This window comes from Corallococcus exercitus (assembly GCF_003611585.1).
GTDB lineage: Bacteria > Myxococcota > Myxococcia > Myxococcales > Myxococcaceae > Corallococcus > Corallococcus exercitus.
This window is the reverse complement of record NZ_RAVW01000073.1, coordinates 1-17,652: the sequence shown is the minus strand read 5'-3', so window position 1 is coordinate 17,652 and position 17,652 is coordinate 1. Positions and strand designations below refer to the sequence as shown.

The window sequence follows — 17,652 nt, the reverse complement described above, 5'->3', positions numbered from 1 at the left end:
TGTATAGCCGCCCGGACCAGACTTGTAATCCAACGCAGGATCGCTCAAATTCTGGTGTTATCCTGTTAAGTATTTTCTCCCTGTGTTCTCCCCTGGCGTGACCTGACCCGTCCCACCTCCATGAGGGGACCGGGCGGCACCGTGCCGGGCGCGAGCGCACGCCGTGATCGCAGCCATGACCGAACCTTTGTATCGACTCGCGGACGCCACCCTCGTCGAGCCCCTCGTCCAGGACTTCCAGGCCTGGTGGATGACGGTGGCCCCCATGCCCGCGAGCCTGCACCTGCAGGCGTACCTGGTGCCGCTGCTGAAGGCCTATCTGCAGACGCCGGACTTCCACGCGAAGGCGGCGAAGGACCCCATGCTCAGCGGCAGCTCGTTCGTCGGGGTGCCGCAGGAGCGCGCGGACGAGGTGCGTGCGCTGCTGCAGCGGATCACCGTGCAGCAGGGGGAGCGGCTGAAGCTGGCGGAGGCGTTCGACGAGTTCCAGAACCAGCTGCTGGCGGAGGCCAAGGGGCAGTCGCTGGAGCCGCTGTACTCGCGGCTGCCGGACGTGCTCAAGGGCAAGGTCGAGCTGGTCTACGACTACGTCAACCGCCCGTCGATGCGCGTGCACGAGGGCCTGCTGTACCGCGGGCCCCATCATCAAACGGACATCCAGTCCCTGCGGCTGCGCCGGCTCAAGGCGGACGCGGAGCGCGACTCGCTGCTCACCACCCCGCGCCTTCGCGGCCCCGGGCAGGTGGACTGGAAGGTGCCCTTCCATGACGAGCGGCTGGACCGCCTCTTCAGCCTGGACATCGAGCCCCGGCCGCTCGCGTGGATCCGCGACGTGCTGGGTGACGCGGTGGCGTCCGACGCGGAGCTGCTGCCGCTGCTGAGCGAGGCCCCCCAGGCCCTGCCGGAGACCTGGACCGGCGCCACCCCGCGCGTGCGCTACGTGGGGCACGCCTGCGTGTTGGTGGAGTGGAAGGGCAAGTCGGTCCTCATCGACGCGGTGGTGCCCGTGCGTCCGGAGGAGCAGGGCCCGCTGCCGCGCATCTCCTTCGCAGAGCTGCCCCGCCGCATCGACTACGTCCTCATCACCCACAGCCATCCGGACCACCTGGACATCGAGACGCTCCTGCGGCTGCGTCAGCGCATCGGCACGCTGGTGGTGCCGCGCTCCAGCGGGGCGCTGGCGGGGGACTACTCGCCCCGGCTGCTGGCGCGTTCGCTCGGGTTCCGCGACGTGCTGGAGCCCTACTTCTACGAATCCCTGCCCCTGCCAGACGGGGAGATCATCGCCGCGCCCTTCATGGGTGAGCACGGAGACGTGGCCCACGCGAAGACCGCCTGGATCGTCCGCACCGGCCCGGAGCGCCTGTTCTTCGCCGCCGACTCCATGTGCGTGGACGAGGTGACCTACCGCGACCTGCGCGCCACGGTGGGCGACCTGCACACGGTCTTCATGAACACGGAGATCGAAGGCGCCCCGCACACCTGGATGCTGGAGGGCTTCTTCCCCAAGAAGCGCGACCGCAAGCTGGAGAAGAACCGCCGGTGCCGCGGCAGCAACTCCGCCGAGGGGCTGCGCATCCTGGAGCTTGTGGGCGCCAGGCGCTTGTTCAACTACGCCATGGGCCTGGAGCCCTGGATGGAGCACATCATCGGGCCCGCCGCCACCCCGGAGACGCCCCGAATGAAGGAGTCCGAGCGGCTCCTCGCCGCCGCGCGCGAGCGGGGCCTCCAGGCGGAGCGGCTCCAGGGCGCGCAAGAGGTCCACCTGCGCGCCTGAGGTCGACGCCCGCCGAGCCATGCGCCCGGAGGCCGCGCGTGAGCACGTGCCGCCCCGGACGCTGGCTCGCGACGCATCCAGGACGCATCCGGTCGGAGCCCGGCGCCACCACCCCGGAGGCGCCCTGGACAGGGCCGCGCGTAGCGGGTGAGTCACGACTAACCTGCGTCTTGCAAAAGATAAGAAAATACAGGTAGTCAGGTGAAAGCATTTCTACCAGCCCAGCCTGTGATGCCCGGGACAAACCGGTCCGGATATCGGCCTGGCGCACCTGCTGGTCCATCCTGAGTTTTTCCTCCGAGTTCCCCCCATGAAGACCGCGTCCCTCTCCTCTTCCACTCTCGTGGACCTGCTCGACGAGCGCGCAGCGTCCAACGGTGGGCGACCGCTCTTCTTCTTCGATGAGGACGTGGAGGGAGAGCGCTCCGTTCTCAGCTACTCCGGCTTGCAGCAGCGGGCGCGGCGCATCGCCGCGATGCTCCAGGAGGTCTCCGCGCCGGGCGCGCGCGCCGTGCTGCTCTACCCACCGGGGCTCGAGTACGTCAGCGGCTTCTTCGGCTGTCTGGCGGCGGGCGTGGTCACCGTCCCGGCGTACCCACCGGACCCGTCCCGCCTGGAGCGCACCCTGCCGCGACTGCGCGCCATCATCCAGGACGCCCAGGCCACGGTGGTCCTCACCAACTCCTTCATCCTGTCCATGGCCGAGGCCCTCTTCGAGCTGGCCCCGGACCTGAGACACCTGCGCTGGGTGGCCACCGACGAATTGCCCGAGGGCAGTGAGGGCGCCTGGCGCCGGCCCGAGCTGCACGCGGGCTCGCGGGCCTTCCTCCAGTACACCTCCGGCTCCACCGGCATGCCCAAGGGCGTGGAGCTCACCCACGCGAACCTGCTGCACAACCTGCGCCTCATCCACGACGCGTTCGGCATGCACACCGGGAGCGCCGGGGTCATCTGGCTGCCGCCCTACCACGACATGGGGCTCATCGGCGGCATCCTGGGCACCCTCCACGGGGGCTTCAGCACCACGCTGATGTCGCCGCTGAGCTTCCTGCGCAAGCCCCTGCGCTGGCTGGAGACGCTGTCGCGCACCCGGGGGACCATCAGCGGAGGCCCCAACTTCGCCTTCGACCTGTGCGTGCGCAAGACGACCGAGGCCGAGCGCGCGGCGCTGGACCTGAGCGCGTGGGACGTGGCGTTCTGCGGCGCCGAGCCCATCCGCCCGGAGACGCTGGAGCGCTTCGTCCAGGCCTTCGCGCCCAGCGGCTTCCGTCGTGAGGCCTTCTATCCGTGCTACGGCCTGGCGGAAGGCTCCCTCATCGTCTCCGGCGTGCAGCGGGGCACCGTCCCGCTGCTGCGCGAGGTGGCGTCGCGAGAGCTGCGGCTGGGGCGGGCCCAGGCCCCCGAGCCGGGGGCACCCGCGCAGACGCTCGTCGGCTGCGGGCAGACGCTCCAGGAGCAGGAGGTGCTCGTCGTCGATCCCCGGACGGGCGAGCCGCGTGCGCCTGGCGACGTGGGTGAAATCTGGGTGAAGGGCCCCAGCGTGGCCCAGGGCTACTGGCGCCAGCCCGAGCAGAGTGAGCAGACCTTCCGCGCCCGCACGCGCGACGGCGCGGGGCCCTTCCTGCGCACGGGCGATCAGGGCTTCCTCCAGGACGGACAGCTCTTCGTCGTCGGCCGGCTCAAGGACCTCATCATCGTCCGCGGTCGCAACCACCACCCGCAGGACATCGAGGTGACCGCGGAGCACGCCAGCTCCGTGCTGCGCCCCGGCTGCGGCGCCGCCTTCTCCGTGGAGCGCGACGGCGAGGAGCGGCTGGTGCTGGTGTACGAGGTGGATCCGCGGCGGGCGCTGGCGCCGGTGGAGGACGTGGCGCGCGACATCGCCGGACAGGTGGCCCAGGCGCACGAGCTGCGACTGGACCAGCTGGTCCTCATCGAGCCGGGCAGCCTGCCCAAGACCTCCAGTGGCAAGGTGCAGCGGCATGCGTGCCGCGATGGGTGGCTGAACCAGGACCTGCGGACCGTGGCGTCCTGGCAGGCGACGCCGGACGGCACGGCGCTCGCGCCAGCGGACGTCCCCGCGCCGGTCGAAGCGGAAGCGCCCCCGCGGAGCGTCGCGGAGCTGGAGCAGTGGCTCCGGCTGAACCTGGCGCGGCGGCTGGGCGTGGAGCCCGGCTCGGTGGACGTCCATGAGCCGCTGACCCGGTATGGGCTGGATTCGCTGGGCGCCGTCGAGCTGGCGCACACGTTGGAGAAGGGCCTGGGTGTGGCCCTGCCCATGGAGGTGCTGCTGAGCGGCCCGTCCGTGGCGGAGCTGGCGCTGCGGCTCTCCGCGCCAGTGGCCGCGCCCGGCCTGCCCCTGGGCCGCGTCTCGCGCGAGCAGCCGCTGCCGCTGTCCTTCGCGCAGCAGCGGCTGTGGTTCCTGGATCGGCTCGAGCCGGGCAGCCCGGCCTACAACCTCTGCGCGGCGGTGCGCCTGGACGGCGTGCTGGACGTGGCCGCGCTGGAGCGCGCCTTCAGCGAGGTGGTGCGCCGCCATGAGCCGCTGCGCACGACGTTCCACGCGGACGCGGAGGGCCATGCCCGCCAGCACATCCATCCGCCGGCGCCCCTGGGCCTCGCGCGGGTGGACGTGTCGTCGCTTTCGCCGGAGGTCCGTGAGTTCGAGGTCCAGCGGCTGGCGCGCGAGGTTTCGCGCCGTCCCTTCGACCTGTCGACGGGCCCCCTGCTGCACGTCACCCTGGCGCGCCTCTCGGACACCCATCACGTCCTGGTGCTGTGCATGCACCACATCGTCTCCGACGGGTGGTCCATGGGCGTCCTCGTGCGCGAGGTTGGCGCCCTGTACGAAGCGTTCCGCCGGGGCCAACCGTCGCCGCTGACGGAGCTGGTCGTGCAGTACGTCGACCACGCCGCGTGGCAGCGGGACGGGTTCCAGGGCGAGGCGATGGCCCGTCACCTGGAGTGGTGGCGGCAGCAGCTCTCCGGGATGCCTCCGCACCTGGAGCTGCCCACGGACTCGCCCCGCCCCTCGGTCCAGCGCTTCGACGGCGGCAGCCAGCCGGTCCACCTCCCCCTCGAGGTCTGGGAGCCGCTCAAGGCCGTGGCCCGGAGCGAGGACGCCACGCCGTTCATGGTGCTGCTGGCGGCCTTCCAGTTGCTGCTGCACCGCTACAGCGGACAGGACGACCTCTGCGTCGGCTCGCCCATCTCCGGCCGCTCGAGGGGGGAGACGGAGGGCCTGATCGGCTTCTTCGTCAACCCGCTGGTGCTGCGCTCCCGGCTCGCCGTGGGACGCACCTTCCGCCAGCAGCTGGCCCAGGTCCGGGAGGCGACGCTGGGGGCCTATGCCCACCAGGACGTCCCCTTCGAGACGCTGGTGGACGCGCTGCGCCCGGTCCGTGAGCTGGGGCGCAGCCCGCTCTTCCAGGCCCAGCTCGTGATGCAGCCGGATCCGCTCCCGCGGCTGACGCTGCCCGGGCTGACGCTGGAGCGCCTCCCCCTGGAGAACACCGCGGCGAAGTTCGACCTGTCGCTGGCGCTCACCGAGACCGCGCACGGCTTGAGCGGCAGCCTGGAGTACGCGACCGGGCTGTTCACGCCCGCCACGGCGGCGCGCATGGTGGAGCACCTGCTCACGCTCCTCCAGGCGGCCGTGGCCGCGCCGGACACCCTCGTGGAAGCGCTGCCCCTCTCCGGCGCCGCCGAGCGTCAGCGGCTGCTGAAGGACTGGGCCGCGTCAGCGACCCCGTTCGCGCCGCGCCCGTCGGTGCTCTCGCTGTTCGAGGAGCAGGCCACCCTCCGCCCCCAGGCCCCCGCGGTGGCCTGCGAGGAGCAGGTGCTGACCTACGCGCAGCTGGAAGCGCGGGCCAATCAGCTCGCGTGGCACCTGCGCTCCCTGGGCGTGGGGGCCGACTCGTGCGTCGCCCTGTGCCTGGAGCGCTCCGTCGACCTCGTCGTCGCGCTGCTGGGCGTCTGGAAGGCCGGCGCGGGCTACGTGCCGGTGGATCCGGAGCTGCCCGCTTCGCGGTGGGAGGCGATGGTGCGCGCGGTGAACGCCGCCGCGGTCATCACCCACGCGGTCCGCGAGGAGGCCGGGGCGCCCGCCCGGGTCCCCACCGTGGCGCTGGACACCCAGGCCGCGGTGCTGGCGGGCCTGCCCACGACGCGGCCTCCCGCGACGCTGACGCCCCAGCACGTCGCCTACGTGCTCTTCACCTCCGGCTCCACGGGTGAGCCCAAGGGTGTCGCCGTCACCCAGGGGCAGCTGCTCAACTACGTCCAGGCCGCCACGCAGCGGCTGGGCCTGGAGGCCTGCGCGAGCTTCGCCCTGGTCTCCACGTTCTCCGCCGACCTGGGCAATACGGTGCTCTTCCCCGCCCTGTGCACGGGCGGGCTGCTGCACGTGCTCACCCGCGAGCGCGCCACCCAGCCCGCGGACGTCGCCGCCTACTTCCAGCGCCACCCCGTGGACTGCATGAAGATCGTGCCGTCGCACCTGTCCGCGCTGATGACCGCGCCGGAGCCCCGGTGGGTGCTGCCGCGCAAGCGGCTGGTGTTGGGAGGCGAAGGAGCATCCTGGCAACTGCTGGAGTCCGTGCATGCGCTGGCGCCGGACTGCGAGGTCTTCAACCACTACGGTCCCACGGAGACGACGGTGGGCGTGCTGGCCGGGCGCGTGGTGCTTCCGCCCGAGCAGCCGCGGTCCGCCAGTGTCCCCCTGGGCCGGCCGATGGCGAACACGCGGGTGTACGTGCTGGACGCGGCCCTGGGGCTCGCGCCGCAGGGGGTCCCGGGAGAGCTGTACGTGGGCGGCGAGCAGGTCACGCGCGGCTACGTCGGGCAGCCCGGGCTCACAGCGGAGCGCTACCTGCCGGACCCCTTCAGCCCCGAAGCCGGCGCGCGCATGTACCGCACGGGCGACCGGGCGCGGTGGCTCGCGGACGGGCAACTCGCGTTCCTGGGCCGCGCCGACTTCCAGGTGAAGCTGCGCGGCTTCCGCATCGAGCTGGGTGAAGTGGAGAAGGCGCTGGAGCAATCCCCCGGAGTGCGGCAGGCGGTGGTGGTGCTGCGCGAGGACTCGCCGGGGGTGAAGCGGCTGGTTGCCTACGTCGTCCCGCGCGAGGGCCAGGAGGTGGACTCCGCGTCCCTGCGCTCGCACCTCCAGGCGAAGCTGCCCGAGTACATGGTGCCCTCCGCCTTCGTCGCGCTGGAGGCCCTGCCCCTCAACGCCAACGGCAAGCTCGACCGCCAGGCCCTGCCTCTTCCCGAGGCCTCCGCTTCCGCCCAGGCTTCCTTCGTCTCGCCACGCACGCCCGTCGAAATCCAGCTGGCCCGAATCTGGGCCCAGGTGCTGGGCCTGCCCCGCGTCGGCGTCCACGACAACTTCTTCGAGCTGGGTGGCGACTCCATCATCAGCCTCCAGGTGGTCGCCCGCGCCCGCCTCGTCGGCCTCTCGCTCGCCACCCGCGACCTCTTCCAGCACCAGACGCTCGAAGCCCTCGCCCTCGTCGCCCGCGCCTCCTCCGACGCTCCGTCCGCGGAGCAGGGCCCGGTGTCCGGCCCCGTGCCGCTGACACCCATCCAGCACCACCTGCTGCACCACGACGCCTCGCACGCCCACCACTTCAACCAGGCCCTGCTGCTCGCCAGCCGTCAGCCCCTTCAGCCCTCGCACCTGGAAGCCGCCCTGCGTCGGCTGCTCTCCCACCACGACGCCCTGCGCCTGCGCTTCTCGCGTGAAGCTTCCGGCGCTCGTGCTTCGCACGGCGTGCCGTCCGACAAGGCCGACGGCTTCCTGGCCCAGGCGGACCGCTCCTCTCCAGACACCGCCAGCACTCGTGCTTCGCAAGGTGTGCCGTCCGACAAGGCCGACGGCTTCCTGACCCAGGCGGACCGCTCCTCTCCGGACGCCTCTGGCGCTTGGACCTCGCATGGCGTGCCACCAGAGGAGGCTGACTTCTTCCTGGCCCAGGTGGACCTCTCCTCCCTGCCCGCCTCCGAGCAGCCTCGCGCCCTGGAAGCAGAGGCCTCCCGTCTCCAGGCCTCCTTCGTCCTCTCCCAGCCGCCGCTGCTTCGTGCGTGCCTCTTCCACCTGGGCGAGGGCACCCAGCGCCTGTTGCTGGTGGCCCACCACCTCGTCGTCGACGCCGTCTCCTGGCGTGTCCTCGTCGAGGACCTGGAGGCCTGCTACGCGGCCTTCGCCGAGGGCCGCGCTCCGGAGCTGCCGCCCAAGTCCTCTTCCTTCCAGACGTGGGCGCGTCGTCTGGAGGCCCACGCGGCTTCCACCGTCTTGGCGCGCGAAGCGTCCCTCTGGCACGAGGCCCTTCACTCCACCCCGGCTCCGCTCCCCACTGACGCCTCCGGCCCCAACACCCACGCTTCCGAGCGCCGCCTCGCCCTGGCCTTCGACGCCGAGGAGACGCGCCTGCTGCTGCAGGAAGTCCCCACCGCCTGGCGTGCCTCCATCGACGACGTGCTGCTGACGGCCCTCTCCCTGGCACTGCGCGAGTGGACGGGGCAAGCCCTGGCGCGCATCCATCTGGAAGGCCACGGCCGTGAAGCCCTCTTCGCCGACGTGGACCTCTCTCGCACCGTGGGCTGGTTCACCTCCCTGGTGCCCTTGCAGGTGGAGCTACCCGCACACGGCACCGCTGGCGAAGCGCTTCGCACGGTGCGCGACGCTCGCCGCCGCCTGCCCCACCACGGCATCGGCTTCGGGCTCTTGCGCTGGCTGGCGCCGCACGACACCGCGGCCTCACTGCGCGACACGCCGCTGCCCGAAGTGACCTTCAACTACCTCGGCCAGTTCGACGCGAACCTCGCCTCCAGTCGCTTCTTCTCGCTGACGTCCGAGCCCATGGGACCGGTCGCCTCGCCCTCCGGCACACGGCTGCGCCAGTTGGAGATCATCGGCTCGGTGATGGGCGGCCGGTTGCAGCTCACCTTCGGCTACAGCGCGCACCGTCACCACGAGGCCACCATCGCGACGCTGGCCTCGCGCTTCCAGCACCACGTGCGCGCCCTCGTCTCGCAGCGCCACTCCGACGACGCACGCCGCTTCTCCCCCGGTGACTTCCCCCTCGCCTCGCTCTCCCAGCCCGCACTGGACGCCCTGCTGCGACAGGCGCCGGGCCGCATCGAGGACCTCTACCCGCTGTCGCCCACCCAGCAGGGCATGCTCTTCCACGCGCTGGTCTCCCCCGGGTCGGACGTCTACCTGCTGCAGAACTCCTGGGCGGTCCACTCCGCGCTCGATCTGGAGGCGCTGTCACGCGCGTGGCACGCGACCTTCCAGCGGCATCCCGCGCTGCGCTCCTCCTTCCACTGGAAGGAGCTGGACGCCCCCGTGCAGCTCGTCCACGCCCAGGTGCCCAACACCTTCGAGGCGCTGGACTGGCGCGCGTGCTCCCCGGCGGAACAGCAAGCGCGCCTGGAGCAGGCCATCCTCGACGAGCGGCGCGCGGGCTTTGACTTCACGCGCGCCCCGCTCATGCGCCTGCGAGCCTTCCGCCTCCAGGACACCGTCTGGCGCCTGCTCTTCAGCCATCACCACCTGATGATGGACGGCTGGAGCCTGGGCCTGGTGCTGCGCGAGGTGTTCGCGCTCTACGACGCCCTCCGCCAGGGCCAGGCCCCGGCGCTCCCCGCGTCCCTCCCCTTCCGCGACTACCTGGACTGGCTGCGGCAGCGCGACACGTCCGGCGACGAGTCCTTCTGGCGCGGCTACCTCGCGGGTTTCCGCGTCCCCACGCCGCTGCCGGGCGACACGCGCACCGGCCCCGCGCCGGGGACGCACGCCAGCCACCCGCTCCTGGAGAAGCACCTCACGCCCGAAGCCAGCGCCGCCCTCCAGGGCTTCGCGCGCCAGCACCAGCTCACCCTCAACACCGTGGCCCTGGCGACCTGGGCCCTGGTGCTCGCGAGCTACAGCGGCGAAGAGGACGTCGTCTTCGGCACCACCCTCTCCGGCCGCCCGCCCGAGCTGACCGGCTCCGAGGCGATGGTGGGCATGTTCATCAACACGCTGCCCCTGCGCGTCCGCGTGCCCGCCCCGGACACGGCGCTCCTGCCCTGGCTGAAAGCCCTCCAGGAGCAGGTGGCGGAGGCGCGCCAGTACGAGTTCTCCCCGCTCGTCCAGGTCCAGGCCTGGAGCGACCTGCCGCGCGGCACCCAGCTCTTCGACTCGCTGCTCGTCGTGGAGAACTACCCCATCGACGAATCGCTGCGGCAGCGCTCCCTCAGCCTGGACGTGCGCGACCACCACTCCGTCGAGCGCTCCAACTACCCCCTGGGCCTGGGCATCATCCCGGGGGCCCAGGTGCGGCTCTTGCTGTTCCATGACGCGCCCCGCTTCCCGCACGAGGCCATGGTGCGGCTGCTCGAGCACTGGCGCATCGCGCTGGAGGGACTGGCGTCGCGGCCCCAGGGCCGCCTGGGCGACCTGTCGCTCCTGTCCGACGCCGAGCGCCACCAGGTCCTGGTGGAGTGGAACCCCGCTCCCCCCACGGACACGGCCGTGCCCCTGGTCCACCGCCGCTTCGAGGCCCGGGTGGCTCGTGCGCCGGACGCCCCCGCGCTGGAGCACGGCGGGGAGACGCTGACGTACGCGGAGCTCAACGCCCGCGCCAACCAGCTCGCGCGCCACCTGCGCCGGCTGGGCGTGGGCCCGGAGCTGCGCGTCGCCCTCTTCCTGGAGCGCTCGGTCGACCTCGTCGTCGCCATGCTGGCCACCCTCAAGGCGGGCGGCGCGTGGCTCGCGCTGGATCCGGCGCTGCCCTCCGAACGCCTGACCTTCATCGCCGAGGACGCGGGCGCACCGGTCCTCGTCACCCACTCGGCGCTGGAGCACCTCATCGACCGGCGCGGCTACGTGCTGCTGGTGGATGAGCATGCGGATCGCATCGAGCGCGAGGCCGAAGGCAATCTGGACGACGCGTGGGAGGACGCCTCGCGGCTCGCCTACGTCATCTACACGTCGGGCTCCACCGGCCGGCCCAAGGGCACGCTGCTGACGCACGGCGGCCTGTGCAACACCGCCGTCGGCGCGGGCCGGGCGCATGGCTACCGCGAGGACAGCCGGGTGTTGCAGTTCGCCAACGCCAGCTTCGACGCCTCCGTCTGCGAGGTGTTCGCCACGCTGCTGTCCGGGGCCTGCCTGGTGCTGGCCAACGCGGACGACCTGCTGCCCGTGGAGCCGCTGCGCGCCCTGCTGGTGGACCGCGCCATCTCCGCGGTGACGCTCACGCCCACGGTGCTCGCGCAGCTGGAGCCCCGCGACCTGCCCGGGCTCCAGACCGTCATCTCCGCGGGTGAGGCGCTGTCCCCGGAGGTGGCGCGACGCTGGAGCGAGGGCCGCACGCTGCTCAACGCCTACGGCCCCACCGAGGCCACCATCTGCGCCACCATCAGCGGCCCCGTGGAGCCCGGACGCCCGAGCATCGGCCGTCCCCTGCCGGGCGCGCAGGTGTACGTGCTGGACGCGCGTCTGGAGCCGGTGGCCCCCGGCATGGCGGGCGAGCTGTACGTGGGCGGCCTGGGTGTCGCCCGCGGCTACCTGGGCCGGCAGGACCTCACCGCCGAGCGCTTCGTCCCGAACCCCTTCGCCGCCCACGCCGGAGCGCGGATGTACCGCACCGGGGACCGGGCCCGGTGGCTGCCCGACGGTGAGCTGGAGTACCTGGGCCGCATCGACTTCCAGGTGAAGCTGCGCGGCTTCCGCATCGAGCTGGGTGAAGTGGAGTCCGCGCTGCGCGCCTCGCCCGACGTGCGAGACGCGGTGGTGGTGCTGCGCGAGGACTCGCCAGGCGACAAGCGGCTGGTGGCCTACGTCGTCCCCGCGCCGGAGTCTCGCGTGGAGCCCCGCGCGCTGCGCGACCTGCTGACGTCGCGGCTGCCGGACTACATGGTGCCCGCGGCCTACGTCGCGCTGGAGGCCCTGCCCCTCTCCACCAGCGGCAAGGTGGACCGCCAGGCCCTGCCCGTACCGGACGGCACGGGGGCCGCGACGACCGAGTACCTCGCGCCGCGCACCGCGATTGAGCAGGGCGTGGCCGCCATCTGGCGCGAGGTGCTGGGCGTGGAGCAGGTGGGGCTCCAGGACGAGTTCATGGCGCTGGGAGGCCACTCGCTCCTGGCCACCCAGGTCATCTCCCGCGTCCGCGCCGCGTTCGGCGTGGAGCTGCCGCTGCGCGCCCTCTTCGAAAGCGCCTCCCTGGAGGAGCTGGCCCGGCGCGTGGAAGCGGCCACGCGCGACGTGACGTCCTTGAAGCTGCCGCCCCTGCGGCGCGCGCCGCGGGACCAGCCGCTGCCGCTGTCCTTCTCCCAGCAGCGGCTGTGGTTCCTGGAGCAGCTGGAGCCGGGGCTCGCCACGTACCACATGCCCGCGGCCATCCGCGTGAAGGGGCCGCTCGACACGGACGCCTTCGAGCGCGGGCTCGCGGAGATCATCCGCCGCCACGACGTGCTGCGCACCACCCTGCACGCCTCGGGCGGCGAGGCCTTCCAGGTCGTCTCCGACCGGTGGGACTGGCACCTGCCGCGCGTGGACCTGTCCGCGCTCCCTGGCGAGCAACGCGAGGCGGAGGTCCGGCGCATGGCGCTGGCGGAGGCGACGAAGCCCTTCGACCTGACCCGCGGCCCGCTGCTGCGGCTGAGCCTGCTCAAGCTGGCGGAAGGGGAGCACCAGCTGATCGTGGTGATGCACCACATCATCGCGGACGGCTGGTCCATCACCGTGCTCATCCAGGAGCTGAGCGCGCTGTACGCCGCCTTCGTCCAGGGCCGGCCCTCGCCCCTGCAGGAGCTGGCGGTGCAGTACGCCGACTACGCGGTGTGGCAGCGCGGGTGGCTCCGGGAGGAGGAGCTGGAGCGCCAGCTGTCCTACTGGCGCCAGCAGCTCGCGGACGCGCCGCCCGTGCTGGAACTGGCCACCGACCGGCCGCGTCCCCCCGTGCAGACGTTCCGCGGCGCCGCGTTCCCCGTGCACATCCCCCGGGAGCTGACGGGGGCCCTGAAGGCCCTGGCCCAGCGCGAGGGCGTCACGCCCTTCATGCTGGTGCTCGCCACGTTCCAGGTGCTGCTGTCGCGGTACTCGGGCCAGCGGGACATCAGCGTCGGGTCACCCACGGCCGGCCGCCGCCTGGCCGAGCTGGAGCCGCTGGTCGGCTTCTTCGTCAACAACCTGGTCCTGCGCACCCGGCTGGACGGCGATCCGTCCTTCCGTGAGGTGCTCCGCCGGGTCTGGGAGACGACGCTGGGGGCCTACGCCCACCAGGACATCCCCTTCGAGAAGCTGGTGGAGGAGCTGCGGCCCCGGCGCGATCTGCGCCACAGCCCGCTCTTCCAGGTGTGGTTCGTCCTGGACAAGGCCCGGCTGGCGGACTTCACCACCGGCGGCCTGACGCTGAGCACGGTGGAGACCGACGCCGGGGTGTCGCGCTTCGACCTGGCCCTCTTCCTGTCCGACGCGGAGGAGGGGCTGACCGGCACGCTCGACTACAACACCGACCTGTTCGACGCCTCCACCATTGCTCGCATGGCGGAGCACCTGGGCGTGCTGATGGAGGGGATCGCCCGCGCGCCGGACACGCGGCTGTCCCAGCTCCCGCTGCTGCCGGAGCACGAGCGCCAGCAGCTGTGGACGAACGCACGGCCCGCCGCGCGCACGCTGCCGGAGGTGCCCCAGGTCCATCGCCTCTTCGAGGCCCAGGCGGCGCGCACCCCGGACGCAGTGGCCCTCCTGCACGGCACCGACGCGCTCACCTACGGCGAGCTGAACGTCCGCGCCAACCAGCTCGGGCGCCACCTGCGCCGCCTGGGCGTGGGGCCGGAGATTCTCGTCGCCCTCTGCCTGGAGGATCCGCGCGAGTTCATCATCGCCGTGCTCGCCATCCTCAAGGCGGGAGGCGCGTGGCTGCCGTTGGATCCGACGCTGCCTTCCGAGCGCCTGGCCTTCATCACCTCGGATGCGTGGGCTCCGGTCCTCGTCACCGACTCGTCGTTGGAATACCTGATCGACCGGCGCGGCTATGTGCTGCTGGTGGACGAGCACGCGGACCGCATCGAGCGCGAGGCCGAAGGCAACCTGGATGGGGCTTCGGATCCGTCCCACCTCGCCTACGTCATCTACACGTCGGGCTCCACCGGCCGCCCCAAGGGCACGCTGCTGACCCACGGCGGCCTGTGCAACACGGCGCTGCAGACGCTCGACTTCATGGACCTGGGGCCCGAGCGCCGGCTGCTCCAGTTCTTCTCCACGTCGTTCGACGCCTCGGTGTCGGAGATCTTCCCCGCGCTGCTGTCGGGCGCCACGCTGGTGCTGGCCTCGCGCGAGGAGAAGATGCCGGGGGCGCCGCTGCTGGAGCTGGTGCGCCAGCAGGCCATCACCACGCTGAAGGTCACGCCCTCCGTGCTCGCGCAGCTGGATCCGGAAGGGCTGTCGGGCGTGCGCACGCTCATCGTCGCGGGTGAGGCGTGCACGCCGGAGCTGGTGGAGCGCTTCGCGCCGGGCCGTCGCTTCGTGAACGCCTACGGTCCCACCGAGGCCACCGTCTGCGCCACCGTGAACACGGCGGTGCGGGCGCGGCCCCTCACCCTGGGCCGGCCCTTCCACAACGTGGAGGCGCACGTGCTGGACGCCCAGGGCGGGCTGGTACCTCCCGGCGTCCCAGGCGAGCTGTACCTGGGCGGCATGGGGCTGGCGCGCGGCTACCTGGGCCGGCCGGACCTCACCGCCGAGCGCTTCGTGCCGCACCCCTTCGCCACGGAGCCGGGAGCGCGGCTCTACCGCACCGGCGACCGGGCCCGGTGGCTGCCCGACGGCGAGCTGGAGTACCTGGGCCGTGTCGACTTCCAGGTGAAGCTGCGCGGCTTCCGCATCGAGCTGGGCGAAGTGGAGTCCGTGCTCTCCCAATCGCTGTCCGTGCGTGAAGCGGTGGTGGTGCTGCGCGAGGACTCGCCGGGAGTGAAGCGGCTGATCGCCTACGTCGTCCCGCGCGAGGGCCAGGAGGTGGACTCCGCGTCCCTGCGCTCGCACCTCCAGGCGAAGCTGCCCGAGTACATGGTGCCCTCCGCCTTCGTCGCGCTGGAGGCCCTGCCCCTCAACGCCAACGGCAAGCTCGACCGCCAGGCACTGCCCCTTCCCGAGGCCTCCGCTTCCGCCCAGGCCTCCTTCGTCGCTCCGCGCACGCCCGTCGAAATCCAGCTGGCCCGAATCTGGGCCCAGGTGCTGGGCCTGCCCCGCGTCGGCGTCCACGACAACTTCTTCGAGCTGGGCGGCGACTCCATCATCAGCCTCCAGGTGGTTGCCCGCGCTCGCCTCGTCGGCCTCTCGCTCGCCACCCGCGACCTCTTCCAGCACCAGACGCTCGAAGCCCTCGCCCTCGTCGCCCGCGCCTCCTCCGACGCTCCGTCCGCGGAGCAGGGCCCGGTGTCCGGCCCCGTGCCGCTCACCCCCATCCAGCACCACCTGCTGCACCACGACGCCTCGCACGCCCACCACTTCAACCAGGCCCTGCTGCTGGCCAGCCGTCGGCCCTTGCAGCCCGCGCACCTGGAAGCCGCCCTGCGCCGGCTGCTCTCCCACCACGACGCCCTGCGCCTGCGCTTCTCGCGCGACGCCTCCGGAGCTCGTGCTTCGCACGGCGTGCCGTCCGACAAGGCCGACGGCTTCCTGGCCCAGGCGGACCGCTCCTCTCCGGACGCCTCTGGCGCTTGGACCTCGCACGGCGTACCGCCCGAGGAGGCTGACTTCTTCCTGGCCCAGGTGGACCTCTCCTCCCTGCCCGCCTCCGAGCAGCCCCGCGCCCTGGAGGCCGAGGCTTCGCGTCTCCAGGCCTCCTTCGTCCTCTCCCAGCCGCCGCTGCTGCGCGCCTGCCTCTTCCACCTGGGCCAGGGCACCCAGCGCCTGCTGATGGTGGCTCACCACCTCGTTGTCGACGCCGTCTCCTGGCGCGTCCTCGTCGAGGATTTGGAGGCCTGCTACGCGGCCTTCGCCGAGGGCCGCTCTCCGGAGCTGCCGCCCAAGTCCTCCTCCTTCCAGACGTGGGCGCGTCGGCTGGAGGCCCACGCGGCTTCCACGACCCTGGCGCGCGAGGCCTCCCTCTGGACTCAGGCCCTGGGCGCGTCCGTGGCCCCATTGCCCACTGACGCCTCCGGCCCCAACACCCACGCTTCCGAGCGCCGCCTCGCCCTGGCCTTCGACGCCGAGGAGACGCGCCTGCTGCTTCAGGAGGTGCCTACCGCCTGGCGTGCCTCCATCGACGATGTCCTGCTGACGGCCCTCTCCCTGTCACTGCGCGAGTGGACGGGCCAGGCCCTGGCCCGCATCCACCTGGAAGGCCACGGCCGCGAAGCCCTCTTCGCCGACGTGGACCTCTCTCGCACCGTGGGCTGGTTCACCTCCCTGGTGCCTTTGCAGGTGGAGTTGCCCGCTCATGGCTCCGCAGGCGAAGCGCTTCGCACGGTGCGCGACGCTCGCCGCCGCCTGCCCCACCACGGCATCGGCTTCGGACTTTTGCGCTGGCTGGCGCCACACGACACCGCCGCCGCCCTTCGCGACACGCCCGTGCCCGAGGTGGCCTTCAACTACCTCGGCCAGCTGGATGCCTCTGTCACGTCCAGCCGCTTCTTCTCGCTGGCTTCGGAAGCCATCGGCTCCAACCTCGCGCCCGGTGGCACCCGGCTGCATGCGCTGGAACTCAATGGCTCGGTGATGGGCGGCCGGTTGCAGCTCACCTTCAGCTACAGCGCGCACCGTCACCACGAGGCCACCATCGCGACGCTGGCCTCACGATTCCAGCACCACCTGCGCGCGCTCATCACCGAGCGCCACTCCGAGGACGCCCACCGGTTCTCGCCGGGCGACTTCCCCCTCGCCTCGCTCTCGCAGCCCGCACTGGACGCCCTGCTGCGGCGCACCGGTCAGGACATCGAGAACGTCTATCCGCTGTCGCCCACCCAGCAGGGCATGCTCTTCCACGCGCAGCTGTCGCCCGGCTCCGCCGTGTACTTCGAGCAGTTGTCCTGGACCGTCGCCTCGGCCCTGGATCTGACGGCCTTCCTGGAGGCGTGGCGCACCTGCATCCGGCTGCACCCCATCCTGCGTTCGTCGTTCCACTGGGAAGGCCTGGAGCATCCCCTGCAGGTCGTCCACTCCGACGTGGAGCTTCCCCTCGAGGAACTGGATTGGCGCGACCTTCCCTCCGCCGAGCAGCAGGCTCGCTTCGAGCAACTCCTCCGCGAGGACAAGCGCCGCGGCCTGGACCTGCGCCGCGCGCCACTCATCCGCCTCACGGCCGTCCGCCTGGGTGAGGCGTCCGTCCGCTTCCTCTGGAGCCACCACCACCTGCTGGTGGACGGCTGGAGCCTGGGGCTGCTCATCAAGGAGGTGTTCTCCCTCTACGACGTGCTCCGCTCCGGCGCGAAGCCAGAGCGCGCCTCGCGGCCCGCTTTCGGTGAGTACATCGCATGGCTGCACCAGCGGGATGACTCCGCGGACGAGGCCTGGTGGCGCACGTACCTGGAGGGCTTCGCCTCGCCCACGCCCCTTCCGGCGGACTCCCGCGCCACGCTCGCCAGGGGGCAGGCGGCGTCGCACCTCACCTTGGAACTGGGCCTCTCCACCGAGGAGACGGCGGCGCTCCAGGCCTTCGCGCGCGGCCACCAGCTGACGCTCCCCACGCTCGCGCTGGCCTCCTGGGGGCTCGTCCTCTCGCACTTCAGCGGCGAGCACGACGTCGTCTTCGGTCAGACGGTCGCCGGCAGGCCTCCGGAGCTGCCCGGCTCCGACTCCATCGTCGGCGTCTTCATCAACACCCTGCCCGTCCGCGTCCGCCGCGCTCCGGCCTCCTCCTTCCTCCTGCCCTGGCTTGCGT

At 72.1% G+C, this 17,652-nt stretch carries 2 protein-coding genes; both read left to right on the top strand.

Annotation, left to right across the window (positions count from 1 at the left end; translation table 11 throughout):
* The first annotated feature begins 175 nt into the window (after window positions 1-175).
* Window positions 176-1,777: an MBL fold metallo-hydrolase gene (locus D7W79_RS12100; RefSeq protein ID WP_120525523.1), complete on the top strand. Its 1,602-nt coding sequence runs from the start codon at window positions 176-178 to the stop codon at window positions 1,775-1,777.
* A gap of 310 nt (window positions 1,778-2,087) precedes the next feature.
* Window positions 2,088-17,652, top strand: a 15,565-nt coding sequence (locus D7W79_RS12095) for a non-ribosomal peptide synthase/polyketide synthase (protein WP_147441895.1), incomplete at its 3' end; no start/stop codon positions are given.